The 20,477-nt window shown below is 69.1% G+C and carries 20 protein-coding genes; 18 read left to right on the top strand and 2 right to left on the bottom strand.

Annotation, left to right across the window (positions count from 1 at the left end; genetic code table 11):
* Window positions 1-275 precede the first annotated feature (275 nt).
* The 8 genes from BM075_RS21770 to BM075_RS21735 all read left to right on the top strand — a co-directional run bounded on the left by BM075_RS21770 (window position 276) and on the right by BM075_RS21735 (window position 7,976).
* Window positions 276-833, top strand: coding sequence for a hypothetical protein (locus tag BM075_RS21770; RefSeq protein ID WP_093362816.1), 558 nt, complete (start codon window positions 276-278; stop codon window positions 831-833).
* Complete coding sequence (locus BM075_RS21765; protein WP_093362815.1) at window positions 784-2,778, top strand: phage terminase large subunit family protein; 1,995 nt, start codon at window positions 784-786, stop codon at window positions 2,776-2,778. The genes BM075_RS21770 and BM075_RS21765 overlap by 50 nt, the downstream gene beginning before the upstream one ends.
* Window positions 2,778-2,984 carry a phage head-tail joining protein gene (locus BM075_RS21760; RefSeq protein ID WP_093362814.1) on the top strand — a complete coding sequence of 69 codons (207 nt, stop codon included), beginning with the start codon at window positions 2,778-2,780 and terminating at the stop codon, window positions 2,982-2,984. Before BM075_RS21765 ends, BM075_RS21760 begins: the two co-directional genes overlap by 1 nt.
* Complete coding sequence (locus tag BM075_RS21755; RefSeq protein ID WP_245758946.1) at window positions 2,984-4,534, top strand: phage portal protein; 1,551 nt, start codon at window positions 2,984-2,986, stop codon at window positions 4,532-4,534. Before BM075_RS21760 ends, BM075_RS21755 begins: the two co-directional genes overlap by 1 nt.
* Before the next feature lie 13 nt (window positions 4,535-4,547).
* On the top strand, window positions 4,548-6,611 hold the full coding sequence (locus tag BM075_RS21750) for a prohead protease/major capsid protein fusion protein (protein ID WP_093362812.1): 2,064 nt from the start codon (window positions 4,548-4,550) through the stop codon (window positions 6,609-6,611).
* A gap of 77 nt (window positions 6,612-6,688) precedes the next feature.
* Window positions 6,689-7,024 carry a DUF2190 family protein gene (locus BM075_RS21745; protein ID WP_093362811.1) on the top strand — a complete coding sequence of 112 codons (336 nt, stop codon included), beginning with the start codon at window positions 6,689-6,691 and terminating at the stop codon, window positions 7,022-7,024.
* Window positions 7,024-7,335 (top strand): head-tail joining protein, encoded by a 312-nt coding sequence (locus tag BM075_RS21740; RefSeq protein ID WP_093362810.1) that lies wholly within the window; start codon window positions 7,024-7,026, stop codon window positions 7,333-7,335. Before BM075_RS21745 ends, BM075_RS21740 begins: the two co-directional genes overlap by 1 nt.
* Before the next feature lie 5 nt (window positions 7,336-7,340).
* Window positions 7,341-7,976 carry a DUF6441 family protein gene (locus tag BM075_RS21735; RefSeq protein ID WP_093362809.1) on the top strand — a complete coding sequence of 212 codons (636 nt, stop codon included), beginning with the start codon at window positions 7,341-7,343 and terminating at the stop codon, window positions 7,974-7,976.
* Between the two features lie 6 nt (window positions 7,977-7,982).
* Here the strand turns inward: BM075_RS21735 and BM075_RS21730 are convergent, their stop codons facing one another.
* Together BM075_RS21730 and BM075_RS21725 are read right to left on the bottom strand one after the other, a co-directional pair.
* On the bottom strand, window positions 7,983-8,609 hold the full coding sequence (locus BM075_RS21730; RefSeq protein WP_093362808.1) for a hypothetical protein: 627 nt from the start codon (window positions 8,607-8,609) through the stop codon (window positions 7,983-7,985).
* Window positions 8,610-8,693: 84 nt separating this feature from the next.
* Window positions 8,694-8,933, bottom strand: a complete 240-nt coding sequence (locus BM075_RS21725) for a hypothetical protein (protein ID WP_093362807.1) — start codon at window positions 8,931-8,933, stop codon at window positions 8,694-8,696.
* 78 nt (window positions 8,934-9,011) lie between these two features.
* Between BM075_RS21725 and BM075_RS21720 the strand changes: the two genes are divergently transcribed.
* The 10 genes from BM075_RS21720 to BM075_RS21680 all read left to right on the top strand — a co-directional run bounded on the left by BM075_RS21720 (window position 9,012) and on the right by BM075_RS21680 (window position 20,468).
* On the top strand, window positions 9,012-9,431 hold the full coding sequence (locus BM075_RS21720; RefSeq protein ID WP_093362806.1) for an acyl-CoA transferase: 420 nt from the start codon (window positions 9,012-9,014) through the stop codon (window positions 9,429-9,431).
* A 24-nt stretch (window positions 9,432-9,455) separates the two neighbouring features.
* Window positions 9,456-10,394, top strand: coding sequence for a phage tail tube protein (locus BM075_RS21715; protein ID WP_093362805.1), 939 nt, complete (start codon window positions 9,456-9,458; stop codon window positions 10,392-10,394).
* Complete coding sequence (locus tag BM075_RS21710) at window positions 10,394-10,831, top strand: hypothetical protein (protein ID WP_093362804.1); 438 nt, start codon at window positions 10,394-10,396, stop codon at window positions 10,829-10,831. Before BM075_RS21715 ends, BM075_RS21710 begins: the two co-directional genes overlap by 1 nt.
* Window positions 10,832-10,899: 68 nt before the next feature.
* Entirely contained in the window at window positions 10,900-11,058 is a 159-nt protein-coding gene (locus BM075_RS24535; protein WP_177208243.1) for a DUF7697 family protein, read from the top strand.
* Window positions 11,051-13,468 (top strand): phage tail tape measure C-terminal domain-containing protein, encoded by a 2,418-nt coding sequence (locus tag BM075_RS21705; RefSeq protein WP_093362803.1) that lies wholly within the window; start codon window positions 11,051-11,053, stop codon window positions 13,466-13,468. The genes BM075_RS24535 and BM075_RS21705 overlap by 8 nt, the downstream gene beginning before the upstream one ends.
* The gene (locus BM075_RS21700; RefSeq protein WP_093362802.1) at window positions 13,468-14,094 is read left to right on the top strand and encodes a DUF2460 domain-containing protein; all 627 of its coding nucleotides are present in this window, start codon (window positions 13,468-13,470) and stop codon (window positions 14,092-14,094) included. Before BM075_RS21705 ends, BM075_RS21700 begins: the two co-directional genes overlap by 1 nt.
* Window positions 14,091-14,975, top strand: coding sequence for a DUF2163 domain-containing protein (locus tag BM075_RS21695; protein ID WP_093362801.1), 885 nt, complete (start codon window positions 14,091-14,093; stop codon window positions 14,973-14,975). Before BM075_RS21700 ends, BM075_RS21695 begins: the two co-directional genes overlap by 4 nt.
* A complete protein-coding gene (locus BM075_RS21690; protein ID WP_093362800.1) occupies window positions 14,972-15,406 on the top strand; it encodes an NlpC/P60 family protein in 435 nt (144 codons plus the stop codon). The genes BM075_RS21695 and BM075_RS21690 overlap by 4 nt, the downstream gene beginning before the upstream one ends.
* A 9-nt stretch (window positions 15,407-15,415) precedes the next feature.
* The gene (locus BM075_RS21685; protein WP_093362799.1) at window positions 15,416-19,381 is read left to right on the top strand and encodes a baseplate multidomain protein megatron; all 3,966 of its coding nucleotides are present in this window, start codon (window positions 15,416-15,418) and stop codon (window positions 19,379-19,381) included.
* A gap of 10 nt (window positions 19,382-19,391) precedes the next feature.
* Window positions 19,392-20,468 (top strand): DUF2793 domain-containing protein, encoded by a 1,077-nt coding sequence (locus tag BM075_RS21680; RefSeq protein ID WP_093362798.1) that lies wholly within the window; start codon window positions 19,392-19,394, stop codon window positions 20,466-20,468.
* Window positions 20,469-20,477 lie beyond the last annotated feature (9 nt).

The following is a 20,477-nucleotide window of genomic DNA, read 5'->3' as shown; positions in this document are numbered from 1 at the left end:
CGTTGAAGTGGTCGTCGCTGAGCGCCTGCAGGCGGGCGAGCATCTCGTCGATCTCGGCCTTCTTGCCGATGAAGGCGTTCAGCGCGGCTTCCTTGTTCCGGCGCGCCTTCTCGGCGCGGAGTTCGTGGCGCGGGGTGGTGATCGGGTTCAAGCGGGTGGTCATCGTGGTGGCTCCTTCGTAAGTTGCATCGTCCTTGTGGGATGGACGTTCGCTCTGTCCGCGAGGCTTATCAACGACATAAGCACCTGACTTTGAATGATAATCGGGGCTGGCGATGCAAGGCATGAGCGAGCGCCAGTACGCCGCCCATGTCGGGCTGTCGCGCGGCGCGATCCAGAAGGCGAAGGCCGCCGGCCGCCTAGTCCTGCACGAGGATGGCAGCATCGACGCCACGGCGTCGGACCGGCTTCGGGCGGAGGCGACGGACCCGTCGAAGACGAGGAAGGCGCCGGCGTACAAGATGAAGCCTGTGCCCGAGGCGGCGGTTTCCGCCGTCGGCGACACCCTCAAGGAACAGGGTCTCGCGGCCCCCGCAACGGGCGGCGGCACGACCTTCCTGCAGGCGAAGACGGCGCACGAGGTGCTGAAGGCGCAGGAGCGGCGCATCCGGCTCGCCAAGCTGAAGGGCGAGCTCGTCGATCGCGACCGCGCCACGGCACTGGTCTTCCGGCTCGCGCGCGAGGAACGCGACGCGTGGGTGAACTGGCCGGCGCGGGTGGCTGCGCTGATGGCGGCGGAGTTGGGAACGGAAACGGCGGCCATGCAGAAGGTTCTGGAGGCCCATGTCCGCGCCCATCTCGAGGAACTCGCCCAGCCCAGGATCGCCCTCTGAAGAGGTCACGCAATTCGATGGGGCCGAGGCGCTGCTCCGGGCCTGGGGCCGCGGGCTCACGCCCGATCCATGGCTGACCGTTTCGGAATGGTCGGACATCCATCGCTGGCTGAGCTCGCGCGCAAGCGCCGAGCCCGGCCGATACCGCACCGAGCGGACGCCCTACATGCGCGCCATCATGGACGCACTCTCGCCCGGCGATCCGACCCAGCGGATCGTGTTCATGAAGGCCGCGCAGGTCGGCGCGACCGAGGCGGGGAACAACTGGATTGGCTTCGTGATCCACCACGCACCGGGCCCGATGCTGGCGGTCCAGCCGACGGTGGAGCTGGCCAAGCGCAACTCGCGCCAGCGGATCGACCCGCTGATCGAGGAAAGCCCGGCGCTGAAGGAACGGGTCCGCCCGGCGCGGGCGCGCGACAGCGGCAACACGCAGCTGTCGAAGGATTTCCCCGGCGGCGTGCTGGTGATGACCGGCGCGAACTCGGCGGTGGGGCTGCGCTCGATGCCGGCCCGCTACGTCTTCCTCGACGAGGTCGACGCCTATCCCGCCTCGGCCGACGAGGAAGGCGACCCGGTGGGCCTCGCCGAGGCGCGCTCGCTGACCTTCGCTCACCGGCGGAAGGTCTTCCTGGTCTCGACGCCCACGATCCGCGGCGTCAGCCGGATCGAGCGGGAATACGAGGCGAGCGACCAGCGCCGGTTCTTCGTGCCGTGCCCGCATTGCGGCGCGATGCAGTGGCTGCGGTTCGAGCGGCTGCGCTGGGAGAAGGGCAAACCGGAGACGGCGGCGTATCACTGCGATGCCTGCGACGAGCGGATCGAGGAGCACCACAAGCCGGCGATGCTGGCCGCTGGCGAATGGCGGGCGACCGCCGAGCCCCGCGACGCGCGGACGGTGGGGTTTCATCTCTCGGCGCTCTATTCGCCGCCGGGGTGGAAGAGCTGGGCCGACATCGCACGCGACAAGGAGACGGCGGCGGGATCCGACGAGGCCGAGCGGGTGTTCCGCAACACGGTGCTCGGCGAGACCTGGATCGAGACCGGCGATGCGCCGGGCTGGCAGCGGATCGCCGAGCGGCGCGAGGACTGGCCGGCGGGGACCGTTCCCGCGGGCGGGCTGTTCCTGACCGCCGGCGCCGACGTGCAGAAGGACCGGATCGAGGTCGATGTCTGGGCCTGGGGCCGCGGGCTGGAAAGCTGGCTCGTCGATCATGTCGTGATCGAGGGCGGGCCAGCGCGACCTGATAGCTGGGAGGCGCTGACAGATCTTCTCGGGCGCAGCTGGCGGCATGCCGGTGGCGCGGAGTTGGGTCTTGCCCGGCTCGCCATCGACACGGGCTACGAGACGGCTGCGGTCTATGGATGGGCCCGCTCGGTCGGCTTCGTGCAGGTGGCGCCGGTGAAGGGGCTCGAGGGCTTCAACCGGGTGAGCCCGGTGTCGGGGCCGACCTTCGTCGACGCCACCGCGGGCGGGAAACGCCTGCGCCGGGGCGCGCGGCTCTGGACCGTGGCCACCTCGACCTTCAAGGCCGAGACCTACCGCTTCCTGCGGCTGGCCCGGCCGACTTCGGAAGAGCTGAATGAAGGCGCCGCGTTCCCGCCCGGCACGGTGCATCTGCCCGGCTGGGCCGACACGGAGTGGATCCGGCAGTTGACGGCGGAGCAGCTGGTGACGGTGCGCAACCGCCGCGGCTTCGCGAAGCTCGAATGGCAGAAGCTCCGCGAGCGCAACGAGGCGCTGGACTGCCGGGTCTATGCCCGCGCCGCCGCCTGGATCGCCGGCGCGGATCGCTGGCCCGAGGCGACATGGGCCGATCTTGAGGCGCAACTCGGCGTGCCGAGCGGGATGGACAGCCCGGCCGGCCTGATCGGGCGGCCCGACGCGGGCCCGCAAGGCAAGCGCCGCTCCGACTGGCTCGGGCGGCGGGAAGGATGGTTTTGATGGCGGACTGGACGGAAGCGGAGCTCGCGGCTCTCCGGCGCGCCTATGCGAGCGGCACCACCCGGGTCAGCTATGACGGCAAGACCGTCGACTACGGCTCGGCCGACGACCTGCTCGGGCGCATCCGCACCATCGAGCGCCAGATCGCCGGCGCCACAGCCCGGCCCATCGCGGGCTTCGCCGGCTTCTCGCGCGGGGATCGCTGATGGTCTCGTGGCTCGACAGGGCCATCGCCTCGGTCGCCCCTCGAGCGGCCACCCGGCGCGTGCTGGCGCGGCAGGCTTTCGAGGGGCTCGCCCGTTCCTACGAGGGCGCGGCCCGCGGGCGGCGCACCGATGGCTGGCACGCTCCGGGATCCTCGGCCGACGCCGAGATCGGCCGCGCCGGCGCGCTCCTGCGCGACCGGATGCGGGATCTTGTGCGCAACAACCCGCACGCGGCCAAGGCGGTGTCGGTGCTCGTGAACAACATCGTCGGCGCAGGGATCATGCCGCGCGCCGCCAGCGGCGACGCCGCCCTCGACCGCGAGGTGGACCGGCTGTTCGAGATCTGGGCGCGGGGCTGCGACGCGGACGGCCAGCTCGACTTCTACGGGCTGCAGACGCTCGCCTGTCGCGAGATGGTCGAGGCCGGCGAGGTCCTGGTCCGCCGTCGCCCGCGCCGACCCGGCGATGGCGTCATGCCGCCGGTCCAGCTGCAACTGCTCGAGGCCGACTTCCTCGACGCCACCCGCAACGGCGCGCTCGGCGCGGGCCAGGCGGTGCAGGGCATCGAGTTCGACGCGCTCGGGCGGCGCCGGGCCTACTGGCTCTTCGGCGCGCATCCCGGCGGCCCGAGCCTCAACCTGACGGGCGGGCTCACCAGCCGCGCGGTCCCCGCGACCGAGATCGCCCATGTCTACGAGAAGCAGCGCACGCAGGCGCGCGGCGTTCCCTGGGGCGCGCCGGTGATCCGAGCGCTTCGCGATCTCGACGATTACGAGGTGGCCGAGATCGTGCGCAAGAAGACCGAGGCCTGCGTCACCGCCATCGTCTTCGGCGACGAGGAGGCCCAGCAGGGCATCGCGCCCGCTGTGGTCGACGCCGACGGCAACCGGGTGGAGCAGTTCGAGCCGGGTCTCATCGCCTATGCCCGCGGCGGCAAGGACATCCGCTTCAACCAGCCCGCGGCCACGGGCGGCTACGGCGAGTACAAGCGGGCGAGCCTGCACACGATCTCGGCCGGCTTCCGGGTGCCCTACGAATTGCTGACCGGGGATCTCAGCCAGGTGAACTACTCGTCGATCCGGGCCGGGCTCGTCGAGTTCCGCCGGATGATCGACGCCGTGCAGTGGCAGCTCTTCATCCCGATGTTCTGCGCGCCTGTCTGGCGGTGGTTCACGGAGGCCGCATGGGCGGCCGGGCGCATCCCGACGCCGGACGTGCCGGTGGAATGGTCGCCGCCCAAGTTCGAGGCGGTCGATCCGCAGAAGGACGCGATGGCCGATCTGCTAGCCATCCGCTCCGGCACGATGACGCTGGCCGAGGCCATCGCCCGGCAGGGCCGCAACCCCGACGCCGTGCTGGCCGAGATCGCGGCCACGAACGCCAGGCTCGACGAGCTGGGCCTCGTGCTCGACAGCGACCCGCGCCGGGTCACCAAGACCGGCAGCGCGCAAGCCAATGCGCCAGCCGACCCCGCGACCGATCCGAATGACACCGCCTCAAGCAGCGAAGCGGTAGGCGAAGAAACAGACCCGGACGCGGAAGCGGCCTGACGAGGATCCATCCATGGAGCAGACGATCGAACTGCCGGCCTTCCGCCGGTCGGCGGAGCTTGCGCCGAACAGCATCGACCCGGAGACCCGCAGCGTCGAGGTGATCTGGTCGACCGGCGCCCGGGTGCGGCGCGCCGCGCTCTTCGGCGAGCCGCATGACGAGGAGCTCAGCATGGCGCCCGAGCATGTGCGGCTCGACCGGCTGAACGCGGGCGCGCCGTTCCTGAAGGTGCACGAGGCGCACGATCTCGACGCGGTGATCGGCTCGGTCGTGCCGGGCTCGGCGCGGATCGAGAACGGCCAAGGCATCGCGCGCATCCGGCTCTCGGAACGCGACGCGGTGGGCGACATCTGGCGCGACATCGAGGCCGGGCACATCCGCGCGGTCTCCATCGGCTACCAGGTCCACCGCTTCGAGATCTCGAAGCCGGACGGCCAGCGGGAGCTCTGGCGGGCGGTCGACTGGACCCCGTTCGAGATCTCGGCCGTGCCGGTCGGCGCCGATCCCGCCGCCGGCTTTCGTTCCAACAGCGAACATCACGACTGCGTCCTCCACCGCCGGGACGCCCCCACCAGCGAAGGAGCATCCCCGATGACCGACAGGACCCAGACCCCGGCCGAGACGGCCGAGCAGAGCAAGACCACGGCAGCGCCCGAGGAGACGAGCATGACCGACGACAAGACCGGCGCTGCCGACACGCAGACCCGCGCCGCCGACACGAAACCCAAGGCCACGAAACCCGCGCCCGATCCGGCGCCTGAGGGTCGCAGCCGCAGCGTCGACACCGACGCGCTGGTCAGCGAGGCCCGCGCGCAGGAGCGGGAGCGCGTCTCCACGATCCACGGCCTCGCCGACAAGCTCCATCTCGAGCGCGGCTTCGCCGACGACCTCATCAAGCGCGGCGTCTCCATCGACGAGGCCCGCCGGCTGATCCTCGACCAGGTGGCGGCCAAGGCCGACGAGACCCGGACCTTCCCCCATGTCTCGATCCCGCTCGGCGGGCGCGACGCCACGGTCACGCGGCGCGCGGCGATCTCGAATGCGCTCCTGCACCGCTACAGCCCGACGCTGTTCCCGCTGGAGGACGCTGCGCGCGAATACCGCGGCATGACGCTGATGGAACTCGCCCGCGAAAGCCTCGAAACGGCGGGCGCCAGCACCCGGGGCCTGTCGCGCGACGAGGTCGCGACGCGCGCGCTGCACTCGACCTCGGACTTCCCCGAGATCCTCGCCGCCGTCACCAACAAGACGCTGCGCCAGGCCTACGAGGCCTATCCGCGGACCTTCCCGCTCTTCTGCCGGCAGGTTCTCGCGACCGACTTTAAGGCGATGCACCGCGTCCAGCTCGGCGAGGCGCCGCAGCTCCTGAAGGTCGGCGAGAGCGGCGAGTTCAAGCGCGGCACGCTCGGCGAGAGCAAGGAGAGCTACCGCATCGAGACCTACGGCCGCGTTGTCGCCATTACCCGGCAGGTGCTGATCAACGACGATCTCGACGCCTTCACGCGCATCCCGGCGATGTACGGCAACTCCATCGCCCAGCTCGAGTCCGACGTGGTCTGGGACATCGTGACGTCGAACCCCGCGATGGCGGACGGCACCGCGCTCTTCCATTCGACCCACAAGAACCTCGCCGGCGCCGGTGCGGCGCTCGGGGTGGACAGCGTGGGGCTCGCGCGGGCGGCGATGCGCAAGCAGACCGGGCTCGACAAGAAGACGGTGCTGAACATCCGGCCCGCCTTCCTGATCGTCCCGGCGGCGTTGGAACTCAAGGCCGAGCAGCTGGTCGCCCAGAACCTCGTGCCCGCCCAGAGCGGCAACGTGGTCCCGCAATCGATCCGCACGCTCTCGCCCATCGCCGAGCCGCGGCTCGACGCGGCGAGCGAGACGGCCTGGTACCTGGCGGCCTCTCCGAACCAGATCGACACCATCGAGTACGCCTATCTCGAGGGCCAGCAGGGCGCCTACATCGAGACCCGCAACGGCTTCGACGTGGACGGCGTCGAGATCAAGTGCCGCCTCGACTTCGGCGCCAAGGCCATCGACTGGCGCGGCCTCTACAAGAACCCGGGCGCGTAACCCGCACCCCATGCTGAACCCTGACACGCGGGCGGTCCTGACGGGCCGCCCTTCGTCTTTCCACGAGGATCCTCCGCATGAAAAACTACGTCCAGCCCGGCAACACCATAACCCTGACCGCGCCCTATGCCGTCGCCTCCGGCAATGGCCTGCTCGTCGGCTCCATCTTCGGCGTCGCCGCCGGAGACGCCGCCCTCGGCGAGCCTGTCGAGACCGCGCTCGTTGGTGTCTTCGACATCACCAAGGTCGGCTCGCAGGCCTGGACCGTCGGCGCCAAGATCTATTGGGACGACACGAACAAGCGCTGCACCACGGTCGCGACCGACAACACCCTCATCGGCGTGGCAGTCCAGGCCGTGGCCGGCGGGGCCGGCGACACCATCGGCCGGGTGCGGCTGAACGGCAGCTTCTGATGACCGCCTTCGCCGCCGTTCTCGACGCGCTCTTCGCGGACGCGCATCTGTCGCGCGAGGTCGTCTATACGGCCGAGGGCGGCGCGCCGTCACTGGTCCGTGCCATCCTGCGGCGGCCGGACGACGTCACCGGCATCGGCGATGCGCGCATCTGGTCCGAGACCACCCGGCTGGACCTGCGCCTCGCCGAGGTGGCGACCCCGCGGCCCGGCGACCGGATCGAGATCGACGGCGAGGCCTTCCTCATCCAGGGCGAGCCCATCCGCGACCGCGAGCGGCTCGTCTGGACCGTGGATCTGCGCCCGGCCTGACCGCGATGAAGCTGAAGCTCGACATCACGCCCGATCTCGTTGCCGCCATGGCCGCCGAGGTGAAGGCCGGCGAGAAGGCTGTCACCGCTGCCATGCGCGAGGCCGGCACCGGGCTCAAGACCGCCTGGCGCGGCCAGATCACCGGCGCAGGGCTCGGGCGACGGCTGGCGAACTCGATCCGGAGCCAGACCTACCCCAAGGTCGGCGAGAGCCTGAACGCCGCGGCGCTCGTCTGGTCCAAGGCCCCGGTCATCGTCGGCGCGCATGACACCGGTCCGCTGATCCGCTCAAAAGACGGGTTCTGGCTGGCGATCCCGACCGAAGCCGCCGGCCGCGGCCTCCGAGGTGCCAAGCTCACCCCCGGCGAATGGGAACGCCGCCGCGGCCTGCGCCTGCGCTTCGTCTTCCGGCGCCGCGGTCCGAGCCTGCTGGTGGCCGAAAGGGCCCGGATCAACACCCGTGGTCAGGTGGTTGCGTCACGCTCAAGGACCGGGCGCAACCAGGTCACCGCGCCGATCTTCCTGCTGGTCCCGCAGGTCAAACTGCCCAAGCGGCTCGATCTGGACCGCGACGCCGAGCGAGCGCTCGACAGCGTGCCGGGTCTGATCGTGGCGAACTGGGTGGAGGGGAAGATCGGATGATGAGGCTTAGCGTTGTCCGTCGAGCTTCGAAATGTCGTCTCCCATAGCGTTTAGAAGCTTCCGAAAATCATCGCCTTCACGGAGGATATTTTTCGCATCCTCAATGAAACCAGAATCTCCGTCAAATGTAGGATGGTCCTTGCCCATCTCCACGACAGCATGTGCGTGTTTGACCATCTCGTTGAGAGTGTCGCGCGTCTTCTCCAGCGTGCCAGGCTTGCTGAGCTCATGAAGAGCCCTGTACAAGTGGTGCAATGAAATCATTGCGTAGTAGTGCTGCGGCACCCCCTTTGAAATGAGCTTGTCGCAGTAATTTATCCTTTCTGAGAGAAGGCCGATAAGCGCCTCTAATTTTTTCTCCTTAGGGATTTCGGCTTGGGAAATTTCTTGATGCATATTCCCAAGAAGCCATACCATCTGCTTTAAGGAGGGGACGTCGCCGGCGATGGCTTGCTTCCTGATGATCATGGTGATCTCGCGCTGGTTTTCGCTATCGAGCCATGCGCCGATGAAATCGCTATCGCCCAGTATCTCAGCAGTTTTGGATCGGTCTGTGTAGAGCAACTTAGCGACTGCTGCGGGATCTTGGCAGATCTTCTTATAGTCCTTTTTCGATTTCCCGAATCCAAACAAAGCTCATTCTCCTGGGGTGGTCTGTTGTACAGATTGCACGCATATGAAGCGTGGGCGGCGAGAGTTTAGAGGCTTCGCCGAAGTCTATTTTTCCGCTTTCAGCGCCTTATCAAGGGCGATCTTGGCGCCAGAATGCACATCTTCACTCTCTTGGAATTCTTCAACGGTGTATTCTTTGCTGCCATGATTGGCAGACAAGCTGGGAGAAACGTGACTCCATGTGTGGGTAATGATGACCTGACCATTCTCATTGCGATATGAGTACCAGTCTTCGTAGTTATTCATTGGCCCCTTGATGCGTTCAAAGAACTGTTTGCCCGACACTCTTTTGCCTCCAACTGCAACCATTACGCGTCTGTCTCGCACGCAACAGCCTGTTCAACAACAGAAAACTCGATCGCCATGCCCACTCCTCGCGAAACCATCCTCGCCGCGCTGCACGCGCGGCTCTCGGCGCTGCCCGCCACCGCGCTTCGCGGCGAGGTGCTGCCCGAGCGTGTGCCAACTGCCGGCCTCCTGATCCTCCGCGACGGCGAGCCGGGGGAGCCGGAGGTGACCCTGTCGCCGTTGAATTATCACTACCAGCATCGCGCCGAGCTCGAGGCGGTCGTGCAGGGCGCCGACCGTGATGCCGTCTTCGACACGCTGTGCGCCAGCATCGCGACGGCAATCGCGGCCAACCGTACGCTGGGCGGGCTCTGCGACTGGGTCGAGGCGGAAGCTCCGCGCCCGGTGGATCTGCCGGTCGAGGGCGCGGCCAGCCTGAAGGCCGCCGTGATCCCGGTGGTGCTGCACTATTCCACGGCCGATCCGGTCGGCTGATCCCGACAACCCGAGGAGAACACCATGGCACGAGCCCAGGGGGCGCGGGCGCTGATGGCGCTTGCGTTCGAGACGACCTATGGAACGCCCCCTGTGGGCGGCTTCACCAAGATGCCGTTTGCCAGCACCACGCTCGGCGCCGAGCAGCCGCTTCTCAACTCCGAGCTTCTCGGCTACGGCCGCGATCCGCTGGCGCCGATCAAGGACGCGGTGACGGCCGACGGCGATATCGTCGTGCCGCTCGACGCCGAGGCCCTCGGCTTATGGCTGAAGGCGGCCTTCGGGTCACCGACGACGACAGGCACCGGCCCCTGGACGCACGAGTTCCAGTCGGGCTCCTGGACGCTGCCCAGCATGTCGATCGAGACCGGCATGCCGGAAGTGCCGCGCTATGCGATGTACTCGGGCTGCGTTCTCGACCAGATCACCTGGCAAATGCAGCGCTCCGGCCTGCTGACGGCCACGGCCCGGCTGGTGGCGCAAGGCGAGACGGTCGGCACGACAACCAGCGCCGGCACGCCGGCTGCACTGGAGCTGAAGCGGTTCGGGCATTTCAACGGGGCGATCACGCGCAACGGAACGGCGCTCGGCAACGTGGTCTCGGCCGAGATCACCTACGCCAACAACCTCGACCGGATCGAGACGATCCGCTCGGACGGCCGTATCGACGGCGCGGATCCGTCCATCGCGGCGCTCACTGGCCGGATCGAGGTGCGCTTCGCCGACCAGACGCTGGTGACGCAGGCGATCAATGGCGAGGCCTGCGAGATGGAATTCGCCTACGTCCTGCCGTCCGGCGAAAGCTTCACCTTCACAGTGCATGCAGTCTACCTGCCGCGCCCGCGCATCGAGATTTCCGGGCCGCAGGGCGTGCAGGCCACCTTCGACTGGCAGGCCGCCCGCGACAGCGTCGTCGGTCGGATGTGCACCGCCACTCTTGTGAACGACGTGGAGACGTATTGATGCTCACGCTCGATCTGACCAACGCCCCGCGCTGGCATGACCTTGCCCCTGGCGTTCGCGTGCAACTTCGCCCACTGACGACCGCGCTGATGGTGGCGACGCGCAGCGATCCGGTCGTGGAAGCTGTGCCTGACGAGGCCACCGACGAGGAGCGCGCCGTCGCCTTCGCCAAGGCGCTCGCGCGCCGCGCCGTGCTCGCCTGGGAGGGCATCGGCGATGCGGACGGCAAGCCGATCGATCCTAGCCCGGAGGCAATCGACGCGCTGCTCGATGTCTGGCCGATCTTCGAGGCATTCCAGCTGACCTACGTCTCTAAGGGCCTACTGCTGGAACAGGAAAAAAACGCCTCCGCGCTCTCGCCGAATGGTCCTTCGGCGGGGGCGAGCGATACTGCGAAGCCTGTACGCAAGCCTGCCCGGACTGCCCGGCGCGGCTGAACCGTCCGGAAACGCCGGAGGGCTGGCAGGTCTGGGACCTGGTCGGCCGTCTCGGCGGCCAGCTGCGCGTGCTGCCCGGCGCCGTGATCGGCTGGGACATGTCGGCAGCGCTCGCGCTCGGTGATGCCCTCGGCGTGCCGCCGATCGCCATGGCCGAACTGCTGCCCGTCATCGAGGCGGTGATGGTGGCGAAGATCAACGAACAAATGGATCATTCCAGTGGCTGAAAAGCGCGTTTCTGTCCGCCTTGCTGCGGTTGGCGGCCGACAGGTGCGCGCCGAGCTGGAAGGTGTCGGTGAGGCCGGGTCGCGAGGCTTCGGCCGGCTCAGCCGCGAGATGGAAGCGGCAAACACCCGGCTTGCGGCTTTCTCTCGACGGGTTCGTGTGGCCGCCGCAGCCGCCGTGGCAGCGGCCGCCGCCGCTGGCGTGGCGATGATCCGCTCTGGCCTCCAGACCGTCGATGCGCAGGCCAAGCTCGCGCAGTCGCTCGGCACCACCGTCGCCTCGATCCAGACGCTGGAGCGCGCGGGCGAGCTGGCTGGCGTGTCGATGTCCGGAATCGAGCAGGCGACGAAGGATCTGACGCGCCGTCTGAGCCAGGCGGCCGCCGGGACCGGTCCCGCGGCGCAGGCGCTCGATCGGCTGGGGCTTTCGGCCACCGACCTGATTGCGCTGCCGCTGGATCAGCGCGTCGGCGCCATCAACGCCGCCATCGAGAGCTTCGTGCCTGCGGCCGAGCGCGCGGCCGTCGCGGGCCAGCTCTTCGGCGAGGAAGGCTCCATCGCCATGAGCCGGATCGACACGGCGACGCTGCGCCAGGCGACCGAGGACGTGCGCGCCTTCGGCGTCGTCGTCTCCGAGCAGGATGCCGACCAGATCGAGCGGACGAACGACGCGATCTCCCGGCTTGGGCTGATCTGGCGCGGGCTGTCGAACCAGCTTGCCGTCGCAGCGGCGCCTGCGCTGGAAGCGGTCGCCAACGCCATGGCGGCGGTCGCCAGCCGCTCTGGCCCGCTCGGCATCGCGATCCGCGGTCTCTTCGACAACATCGGCCGCCTGACCACCTATGCCGCCACCTTCGCGGCGTTCCTCGCGGGACGCTGGGTCGCCGGGATGGCCGCTGCCGCGCTCTCGGTCCGCGGCCTTGCCACGGCGCTGGTCGTCCTGCGCGGGGCGCTGATCCGCACCGGCATCGGGGCGCTGATCGTTGGTGCAGGTGAACTCGTCTACCAGTTCACCCGTCTCGTCTCCGGCGCGGGCGGCTTCGGCGAGGCGATGTCGCTGCTGAAAGACGTCGCGGTCGAGGTCTGGGAACGCATCAAGATGGGCGCCGCTGCGGCGGGTGCCGCCGCCACGGCGATGTTCTTCGACCTGAAGGCGGACGCCGCCTCGGGCATGCAGAGCGCCATCGAGAGCGTGGTCGGTTTCGGCAACACGGCCGCGAACACGTTCGAGGGGGCCTACGAGGCGATCAAGGCGATCTGGGGTCTGCTGCCGGCCGCCATCGGCGATCTGGCGTTCCAGGCGGCCAACAGCCTTGTCGACGGTGTCGAGGCGATGCTGAACGGCGTGGTCTCGCGCATCAACGGCTTCATCGGCGGCATCAACCAGGGGCTGGAAGCGCTGGGCTCGGAGCGTCGCATCTCGCTGGTGCCGGACCTCGATCTCGGCGAGATCGAGAACCGCTTCGAGGGCGCGGCCAGCGCTGCCACGACAGCGGCGCAGGCAGCCTTCGACCGGGCCTTCGAGGACAACCCGCTGACCGCGCCCGATCTCGGCCTGACCGACGCGGCGAACAGGGCGCTCGAGTCCGCGAACCTGTATCGCGGAGCCGCGCGCGATCTTGCGGAAGGGGCCCGCGCGCCGCTCGAAAGCTGGCAGGCGCTGCGCGATGCCGTGCGCGGCACCGACGAGGCGAGCGCGGATGCGCTGACTGAGGCCACCGGTGCGGCCGAACGGCTGGAGACGGCGCTCGGCGATGCCGGACGAGCGGCGACAGGTGCAGGCGCGGCGGCCGGGGCTGCTGCCGCTGCAGAGGAGCCCGCGACCGAGGCGGCCGTCGCCGGCTGGCAGGCGGTCACGGCGGCGCTGTCGGACTACGCCAGCAAGGCGCGCGAGATCGGCGGCGATATCGGCCAGAGCCTGGTCGGGGCCTTCCAGTCGGCCGAGAACGCCGTTGGCCAGTTCGTGAAGACCGGCAAGCTGAACTTCCGCGATCTCGTCACCTCGCTGCTGGCCGATCTCGCCCAGCTTGCGGCGCGACGGTTCATCCTCGGGCCGATCGCCAATGCGCTCTCCGGCGTGTTCTCTGGGGCGGGCGGCATTTTCGCCAACGTCCTGCATGCGGGCGGGATGGTCGGATCGGCCGGACACTCGCGGATGGTCCCGGCCATGGCTTTTGCCGCTGCGCCCCGGATGCATTCCGGCGGCATGGCGGGCCTACGCCATGACGAGGTGCCCGCGATCCTGCAGCGGGGCGAGCGCGTGCTGTCGCGGCGCGAGGCGCAGGCCTACGGCACGGGTGGCGGGGTCAACATCACCATCATGGCCCGCGATGCCGAGAGCTTCCGGCAGTCCCGCACGCAGGTCGCGGCGGACATCGCTCGCGCCGTGTCGCTCGGGCGGAGGGGCATGTGATGGCGTTTCACGAGGTCCGGTTTCCCGACAACATCAGCCGGGGCGCACGGGGCGGGCCCGAGCGGCGCACCCAGATCGTCGAACTCGCCTCGGGCGACGAGGAGCGCAACGCCAGCTGGGCCAACTCGCGCCGCCGCTACGACGTCGCCTATGGCATCCGCCGCGCCGACGATCTGGCGGCGGTCGTCGCCTTCTTCGAGGCGCGAAACGGTCGCCTGCACGGTTTCCGCTTCAAGGACTGGGGCGATCACAAGTCCTGCCTGCCGTCAGCCACGCCGTCGCCCACCGATCAGTCGATCGGCACCGGCGACGGCACCGCCACTGCGTTCCAGCTGGTGAAGCGCTACGCATCCGGGGCGCAATCCTGGACGCGCGCCATCGCCAAGCCGGTGGCGGGCAGCGTGCGCGTCGCGCTGGCGGGCGTCGAGCAGCTCTCCGGCTGGTCGGTCGACACCGCCACCGGCGTCGTCACCTTCAGCGCTGCGCCGGGTGCTGGCGTCGCCATCACCGCGGGCTTCGAGTTCGACGTGCCGGTCCGCTTCGACACCGACGTGCTCGACGTGACGCTCGATCTCGAGCGGCTCGGCTCGATCACCTCCATCCCGCTTCTGGAACTGCGCCGATGAAGAACTTGGATCCTGCCCTGCAATCCCATCTCGACGAGGGCACCACGACGCTCGCCTGGTGCTGGCGGATCGCCCGGGCCGATGGCGTCATCTTCGGCTTCACCGACCACGACCGGACGCTGAGCTTCGACGGGACCGACTTCGAACCTGAGAGCGGGCTCACGGCGTCCGAGGTGCGGTCGGGCTCGGACCTGTCGGTCGATGCGCAGGATGCCGAGGGCGTGCTGACCTCGGACCGCATCACCGAGACCGACATCCTCGACGGCCGCTGGGACAATGCCGAGGTCGAGGTCTGGCGCGTGAACTGGGCGGACACGAGCCAGCGCGTGCTGATGCGGCGCGGCGCTATCGGCCAGATCCGGCGCGGGCGGCTCTCCTTCGTCGCCGAGGTCCGTTCGCTCGCCCATGTGCTCGGCCAGACGGTCGGGCGGACCTTCCAGGCGACCTGCGATGCCGCGCTCGGCGATGCGCGCTGCGGCGTCGATCTGGAAGACCCCGCCTTCAAGGGCGCGGGCACCGTGATCGATCTTCTGCGCGACCGGGCGTTCACCGCCTCCGGTCTCGGCGACTTCGAGGCGGGCTGGTTCACCTTTGGCACGCTGGACTGGACGAGCGGCGCGAATGCGGGGCGGCGCACCGAGGTGCTGGGCCATGACGTGACAGACGGCATCGCTGTGCTGACCCTGCTCGAGGCGCCGGTGCGGGCGATCGCCGAGGACGATGCCTTCACCATCCGCGCTGGCTGCGACAAGCGGATGGAGACCTGCGGGGCCAAGTTCGCCAACACCGCCAACTTCCGCGGCTTTCCGCACATCCCCGGCCAGGACGCGGTCCTGCGCTACGCCACGAAGGACGGCGGGCATGACGGGGGCGTGCTGTGAAGCCCGCCGATCCGGACAGGGTGATCGCCGCAGCGCGCTCCTGGCTCGGCACGCCCTACCACGACCAGGCGAGCCTGCGCGGCGTCGGCTGCGATTGCCTCGGGCTGGCCCGGGGCGTCTGGCGCGAGGTCGTCGGCCCCGAGCCGTTCCCGATCCCGCCTTACAGCCGCGACTGGGGTGAGACCGGGCCGCGCGAGGTGCTGGCCGAGGGTGCGCGCGCCATGATGACCGAGGTGTCGCCCGCCGAGGCCGGTCCCGGCGCGCTGGTGCTCTTCCGCATGAAGCCGCGCGCCATCGCCAAGCATGTCGGGATCCTGACTGGTACCGATACCTTCCTCCACGCCTACGAGCGGCTCGGCGTGATCGAGGAACCGCTCTCTCCATCCTGGCGGCGGCGCATCGCCTTCGCCTTCCTGTTCCCGCAACGCTGAGACTCCGACATGGCCACCCTCGTTCTCGGTGCCGCTGGCGCCGCCATTGGCGGCAGCATCGGCGGCGCCATCCTCGGCGTCAGCGCCGCGACCATCGGCGGCTTCATCGGCTCGACCATCGGCTCGGTCGTCGACAGCTGGATCATCTCGTCGCTGGCGCCTACCCAGCGCATCGAGGGCGCGCGGCTCGACACGCTGCGCATCACCTCGGCCACCGAAGGGGCGGTCATCCCGCGGCTCTATGGCCGGATGCGGCTGGGCGGCAACATCACCTGGGCGACGGATTTTCGCGAGGAGACGAAGACCACCACCCAAGGCGGCGGCAAGGGCGGCGGGGGCGGCAAGGTCAAGACGACCGAGTATCTCTATTTCGCGAGCTTCGCCGTCGCGCTCTGCGAAGGCCCGATCACCGGGATCGGGCGCATCTGGGCCGACGGCAAGCCGATGGACCTCTCCGGCGTCACCTGGCGCTGGTATCCGGGCGACGAAGCTCAAGTTTCTGACCCGTTCATCGCCGCGAGGATGGGCGCGGCCAGCACGCCCGCCTATCGCGGCACCGCCTATGTCGTTTTCGAGGAACTGGCGCTCTCCAACTATGGCAACCGGCTGCCGCAGCTGTCTTTCGAGGTGTTCCGCCCACTCGCCGATCCCGACACCGCAGAGGGGCTGACCAAGACCGTCACCATGATCCCCGCCTCGGGCGAGTTCACCTATGCGACTCAAGCCATCCGCAAGACCGATGGCGGGGTGACGCAGGCGGAGAACCTGAACGCGCTGGCCGACGCCACCGACATGGTGGAGGCGCTGGACCGGCTTCAGGCCATGGCCCCGGCAGTCGAGAGCGTCAGCCTTGTGGTGGCGTGGTTCGGGGACGATCTGCGCGCGGGCGCCTGCAAGGTGCGGCCGGGCGTCGAGGTGGCGGCCAAATCGACCACGCCGGTCAGCTGGTCGGTGAACGGCGTCAGCCGCGCCAACGCCTTCCTCGTCAGCCGGGATGCAGAGGACCGCCCCGTCTATGGCGGCACGCCGTCCGACTTCGCCGTTGTGCAGGCCATTCAGGAAATGAAGACGCGCGGGTTGAGGGTGACCTTCTATCCGTTCATCCTGATGGACGTGCCGCCCGGCAACAGCCTGCCGAACCCGTATTCCGACAACGCCGCCGGAACGGGCCAGCCCGCTTTCCCGTGGCGGGGGCGGATTACCTGTTCTCCGGCTGCGGGCTTCGCGGGATCGGTCGACAAGACCACCACGGCGGCCACGCAGGTCGCGGCGCTGTTTGGCGCGGCCACGCCAGCCAGTTTCAGCGTCTCGGGTCAGTCGGCTTCCTGGACCGGGCCATCCGGCGACTGGGGCCTGCGCCGCATGGTGCTGCACTACGCCCATCTTTGCGCCGCGGCGGGCGGGGTCGATGCCTTCCTGATCGGCACCGAGATGCCGGGGCTGACCACCATCCGGTCGGGCGCCAGCAGCTATCCGGCCGTGCAGGCCTATCGGGATCTCCTCGCCGATGTGCGCTCAATCCTCGGGTCCGGGACGAAGATCGGCTATGCGGCAGACTGGAGCGAGTATTTCGGGCACCAGCCGGGCGACGGCAGCGGCGACGTGTTCTTTCACCTCGATCCGCTCTGGGCCGATCCCGAGATCGATTTCGTCGGGATCGACAACTACATGCCGCTCTCCGACTGGCGGGACGGCTTCGAGCATGCCGACGCGGTCGAGGGCTGGCCCGCGATCTATGACCGCGCCTACCTGCAGGCGAACATCGCGGGCGGGGAAGGTTTCGACTGGTTCTATGCCAGCGCGGCGGACCGCTCCGCGCAGGTCCGCACCCCGATCACCGACGGTGCCGCCGGAAAGCCGTGGGTCTTCCGCTACAAGGATCTGCGCAGCTGGTGGTCGAACGCGCACTACGACCGTCCGGGCGGGGTGGAAAGCGGGACACCAACCGCATGGGTGCTGCAGTCCAAGCCGATCTGGTTCACAGAACTCGGATGTCCCGCCATCGACCGGGGCACGAACCAGCCTAACGTCTTCTTCGACCCGAAGTCGTCGGAGAGCTTTACGCCGCATTTCTCGCGGGGCTGGCGGGATGACGCCATCCAGCGGGCCTATCTTGAGGCGACATATCTCTGGTGGGGCACCCCGGCGAACAACCCACTCTCGTCGGTCTACGGTGGCCGGATGGTGCATGTGCCCGAATGCGCCGCCTGGACCTGGGACGCGCGGCCCCATCCGTTCTTTCCAGCGCTGACCGACGTCTGGACGGACGGGGCGAACTGGCGGCTGGGGCACTGGCTGACCGGGCGGCTCGGCGCGGTGTCGCTGGCCGCGCTCGTCCGGCACCTCTGCCTGAGCGCCGGGCTGCCCGAGGACCGGATCGACGTCTCCGGCCTCTGGGGCGCCGTCGAGGGCTACGCCATCACGGCGCTGGAAAGCCCGCGCGCCTCGATCACCACGCTGTCGCGGCATTTCGGCTTGGACGCCGTTGAGACCGAGGGCGTGATCCGCTTCCGTCTACGCGGCCGGGCCTCCGTCGCGACCCTTGCGCCCGACGATCTGGTCGCCGGTCGTGAAGGGGACATTCTCGAGTTGACGCGCGGCCAGGAGACGGAACTGCCGCAGGCGCTGAAGTGGCAGGTCGCGCGGGCGGACGAGGACTACGACGCGGCCCTCGTCGAGGCGCGACGCATCACCGTGGACACGACACGGATCGCCTCGGAGTCCTTCCCCATGGCGGTCCCGCCCGAGGAGGCCGAGCGCCGCTGCCGCCGTGCGCTGATGGAGGCGTGGGTGGGGCGCGAGACGGCGGCGTTCCGTCTTCCGCCCTCGCGCCTCGCGCTCGATCCGGCCGACGCGATCCGGCTCGCGCATGACGGGCGGCTGGTCTATTTGCGGCTCGTCTCCATCGCCGACGCCGAGGCGCGTGGCATCGAGGCCGTCCGCCAGGACCGCGCGACCTATGATCTGCCGTCCGGTGATCCCCGCGCGGCGTCGCTGACGCGGGCGGTCGTGTTCGGCGCGCCGGATGCGGTGCTGATGGACCTGCCGCAGCTGACCGAGGACCAGCCCGCGCATCGCCCCTTCGCAGCGGCGCATGCCGTGCCGTGGCCCGGAGAGATGGCGGTGTTCCGCAGCCCGTCGACCGATGGCTTCGAGCTGCTGACGACGTTCGGCAGTCGTGCCCGGGTCGGGGCGCTGGTCTCCGACTTCTACGCGGGCCCGACCTCGCGCTTCGACCTCGGCAACGTGCTGGTGGTCGATCTGCTGACCGGCACGCTGGAGAGCGTGACAGACCTGACCTTGTTCGGCGGGGCGAACGCGCTGGCCATCGAGAGTGCGCCCGGCGTCTGGGAGATCGTGCAGGCGGGCGCAGCCGAACTGATCGCCCCCGGCCGCTATCGCCTGACCCGTCTCCTCCGCGGCCAACGTGGGACCGAAGGCGCAGTGGGCAACCCGGCGCCCGCTGGCGCGAGGGTCGTGGTACTCGACGACAACCTCGCGTCCCTGCCGATCGCCGAGGCCGACCTTGGGATCCCATGGAACTGGCGCGTCGGCCCTGCGTGCCGTCCGGTCAGCGACGAGACCTATGTCGCGCAGTCCTTCACCCCAGATGGCGTCGGGCTGCGGCCGTTCTCCGTCGCCCATGTCGAGCAGCCATGGCGCACGCCGCGCAGTCCCGGAGATCTGACGATCCGTTGGACGCGCCGGTCCCGCGCGCTCGCGGCCGACAGCTGGGGCGGGCTCGAGGTGCCGCTGGCCGAGGAACTGGAAGCCTACGAAGTCGAGATCCTCGACGGTGCAGCCATGAAGCGGGTGCTGAGCGTGAATACCACGAGCGCGGTCTACACGGCCGCCCAGCAGACCGCCGACTGGGGCGCGCCGCTCGGCCCCGGCGACACGCTCGACGTCCGCCTCTTCCAGCTCTCCGCCCTCGTGGGGCGGGGCGCGCCCAAGACCGTCACGCTACTATTCTGAAGGCCATCCCATGTCCGATGCCACAACCCATCTGCTGCTGCCCTACATCCTCGCGGCGCAGGCCCAGAAGCACGTCACCCACAACGAGGCGCTGCGGATTCTCGACGGGCTCGTCCAGCTCTCGGTGCTCGACCGGGGCGTGACTGCGCCGCCGGGCAGTCCCGCCAACGGCGACCGCTACATCGTTGGCTCGGGCGCCACCGGCGACTGGGCGGGCTGGGACTTGAACGTTGCGCTCTGGACCGACGGCGCTTGGCTGCGCCTGCCACCTCGCGCAGGTTGGCGTGCATGGGTCGAGGATGAGGGCCTGCTGCTGGTCTATGACGGCGCGGGCTGGGTCGGCACAACACCCACGGCGCTGCAGAACATGGCGCTGCTCGGGGTCGGCACGACGGCGGATGCGTCGAACCCGTTCTCGGCCAAGCTGAACGCCGCGCTCTGGACGGCGAAGACCGTGGCCGAGGGCGGCACTGGCGATCTCTTCTACACCATGAACAAGGAGGCTGCGGGCGACGATCTCGGTCTGACGCTCCAGACCGGCTTCGTGACCAAGGCGCTGGTCGGCCTCTTTGGCTCGGACCGCTTCCGGCTCGCGGTCTCCGCCGACGGCAGCACCTTCTTCGACGGGCTCAGCGTCGACAACGCCACCGGCATCGTCGACCAGCCCCGGCTGCCGCGGTTCAAGGCGTACACGAACTACGACAACTACGTCGGCGTCGGCACCTGGACGAAGATCGGCATGAACAACACCCACTACAACGATCAGGGGGCCTTCGACGCGGCGAACAATCACTTCGTGGCGCCTGTCGACGGCACTTACCTCTTCGGCGCGACGCTCATGTACAAGGTCAACGCCAGTACCACCGCCCGCATGCGCGGGCGGCTCGTGCTGAACGGGACGACCGAAATCCGCGGCTCCCTCGGCGAAATTTCCGCCACCCATGTCTCGCTCGCCACCGCGATCTGGCTGCAGACGATGGTTCCGCTCACTGCGGGTGATACCGTCGAGCTGCAGGGGTATTTCCGGGTCGCGGACGGCTACTTCGCCGCCGAACAGACGTCATTCTGGGGCTGCAAGATCGGCTGAGCGGCGGAA

The sequence above is a fragment of the Tropicimonas isoalkanivorans genome, from assembly GCF_900112335.1.
GTDB classification, from domain to species: Bacteria; Pseudomonadota; Alphaproteobacteria; order Rhodobacterales; family Rhodobacteraceae; genus Tropicimonas; species Tropicimonas isoalkanivorans.
Note: the sequence above shows the minus strand (reverse complement) of the source record. Positions and strands in the feature narration are given on the sequence as shown.

Bases quoted from the DNA above. Each gene is read 5' to 3' on its own strand.
- BM075_RS21770 (WP_093362816.1), top strand. From the start codon at position 276: ATGCAAGGCATGAGCGAGCGCCAGTACGCCGCCCATGTCGGGCTGTCG.
- BM075_RS21765 (WP_093362815.1), top strand. From the start codon at position 784: ATGTCCGCGCCCATCTCGAGGAACTCGCCCAGCCCAGGATCGCCCTCT.
- BM075_RS21760 (WP_093362814.1), top strand. From the start codon at position 2,778: ATGGCGGACTGGACGGAAGCGGAGCTCGCGGCTCTCCGGCGCGCCTAT.
- BM075_RS21755 (WP_245758946.1), top strand. From the start codon at position 2,984: ATGGTCTCGTGGCTCGACAGGGCCATCGCCTCGGTCGCCCCTCGAGCG.
- BM075_RS21750 (WP_093362812.1), top strand. From the start codon at position 4,548: ATGGAGCAGACGATCGAACTGCCGGCCTTCCGCCGGTCGGCGGAGCTT.
- BM075_RS21745 (WP_093362811.1), top strand. From the start codon at position 6,689: ATGAAAAACTACGTCCAGCCCGGCAACACCATAACCCTGACCGCGCCC.
- BM075_RS21740 (WP_093362810.1), top strand. From the start codon at position 7,024: ATGACCGCCTTCGCCGCCGTTCTCGACGCGCTCTTCGCGGACGCGCAT.
- BM075_RS21735 (WP_093362809.1), top strand. From the start codon at position 7,341: ATGAAGCTGAAGCTCGACATCACGCCCGATCTCGTTGCCGCCATGGCC.
- BM075_RS21720 (WP_093362806.1), top strand. From the start codon at position 9,012: ATGCCCACTCCTCGCGAAACCATCCTCGCCGCGCTGCACGCGCGGCTC.
- BM075_RS21715 (WP_093362805.1), top strand. From the start codon at position 9,456: ATGGCACGAGCCCAGGGGGCGCGGGCGCTGATGGCGCTTGCGTTCGAG.
- BM075_RS21710 (WP_093362804.1), top strand. From the start codon at position 10,394: ATGCTCACGCTCGATCTGACCAACGCCCCGCGCTGGCATGACCTTGCC.
- BM075_RS21700 (WP_093362802.1), top strand. From the start codon at position 13,468: ATGGCGTTTCACGAGGTCCGGTTTCCCGACAACATCAGCCGGGGCGCA.
- BM075_RS21695 (WP_093362801.1), top strand. From the start codon at position 14,091: ATGAAGAACTTGGATCCTGCCCTGCAATCCCATCTCGACGAGGGCACC.
- BM075_RS21685 (WP_093362799.1), top strand. From the start codon at position 15,416: ATGGCCACCCTCGTTCTCGGTGCCGCTGGCGCCGCCATTGGCGGCAGC.
- BM075_RS21680 (WP_093362798.1), top strand. From the start codon at position 19,392: ATGTCCGATGCCACAACCCATCTGCTGCTGCCCTACATCCTCGCGGCG.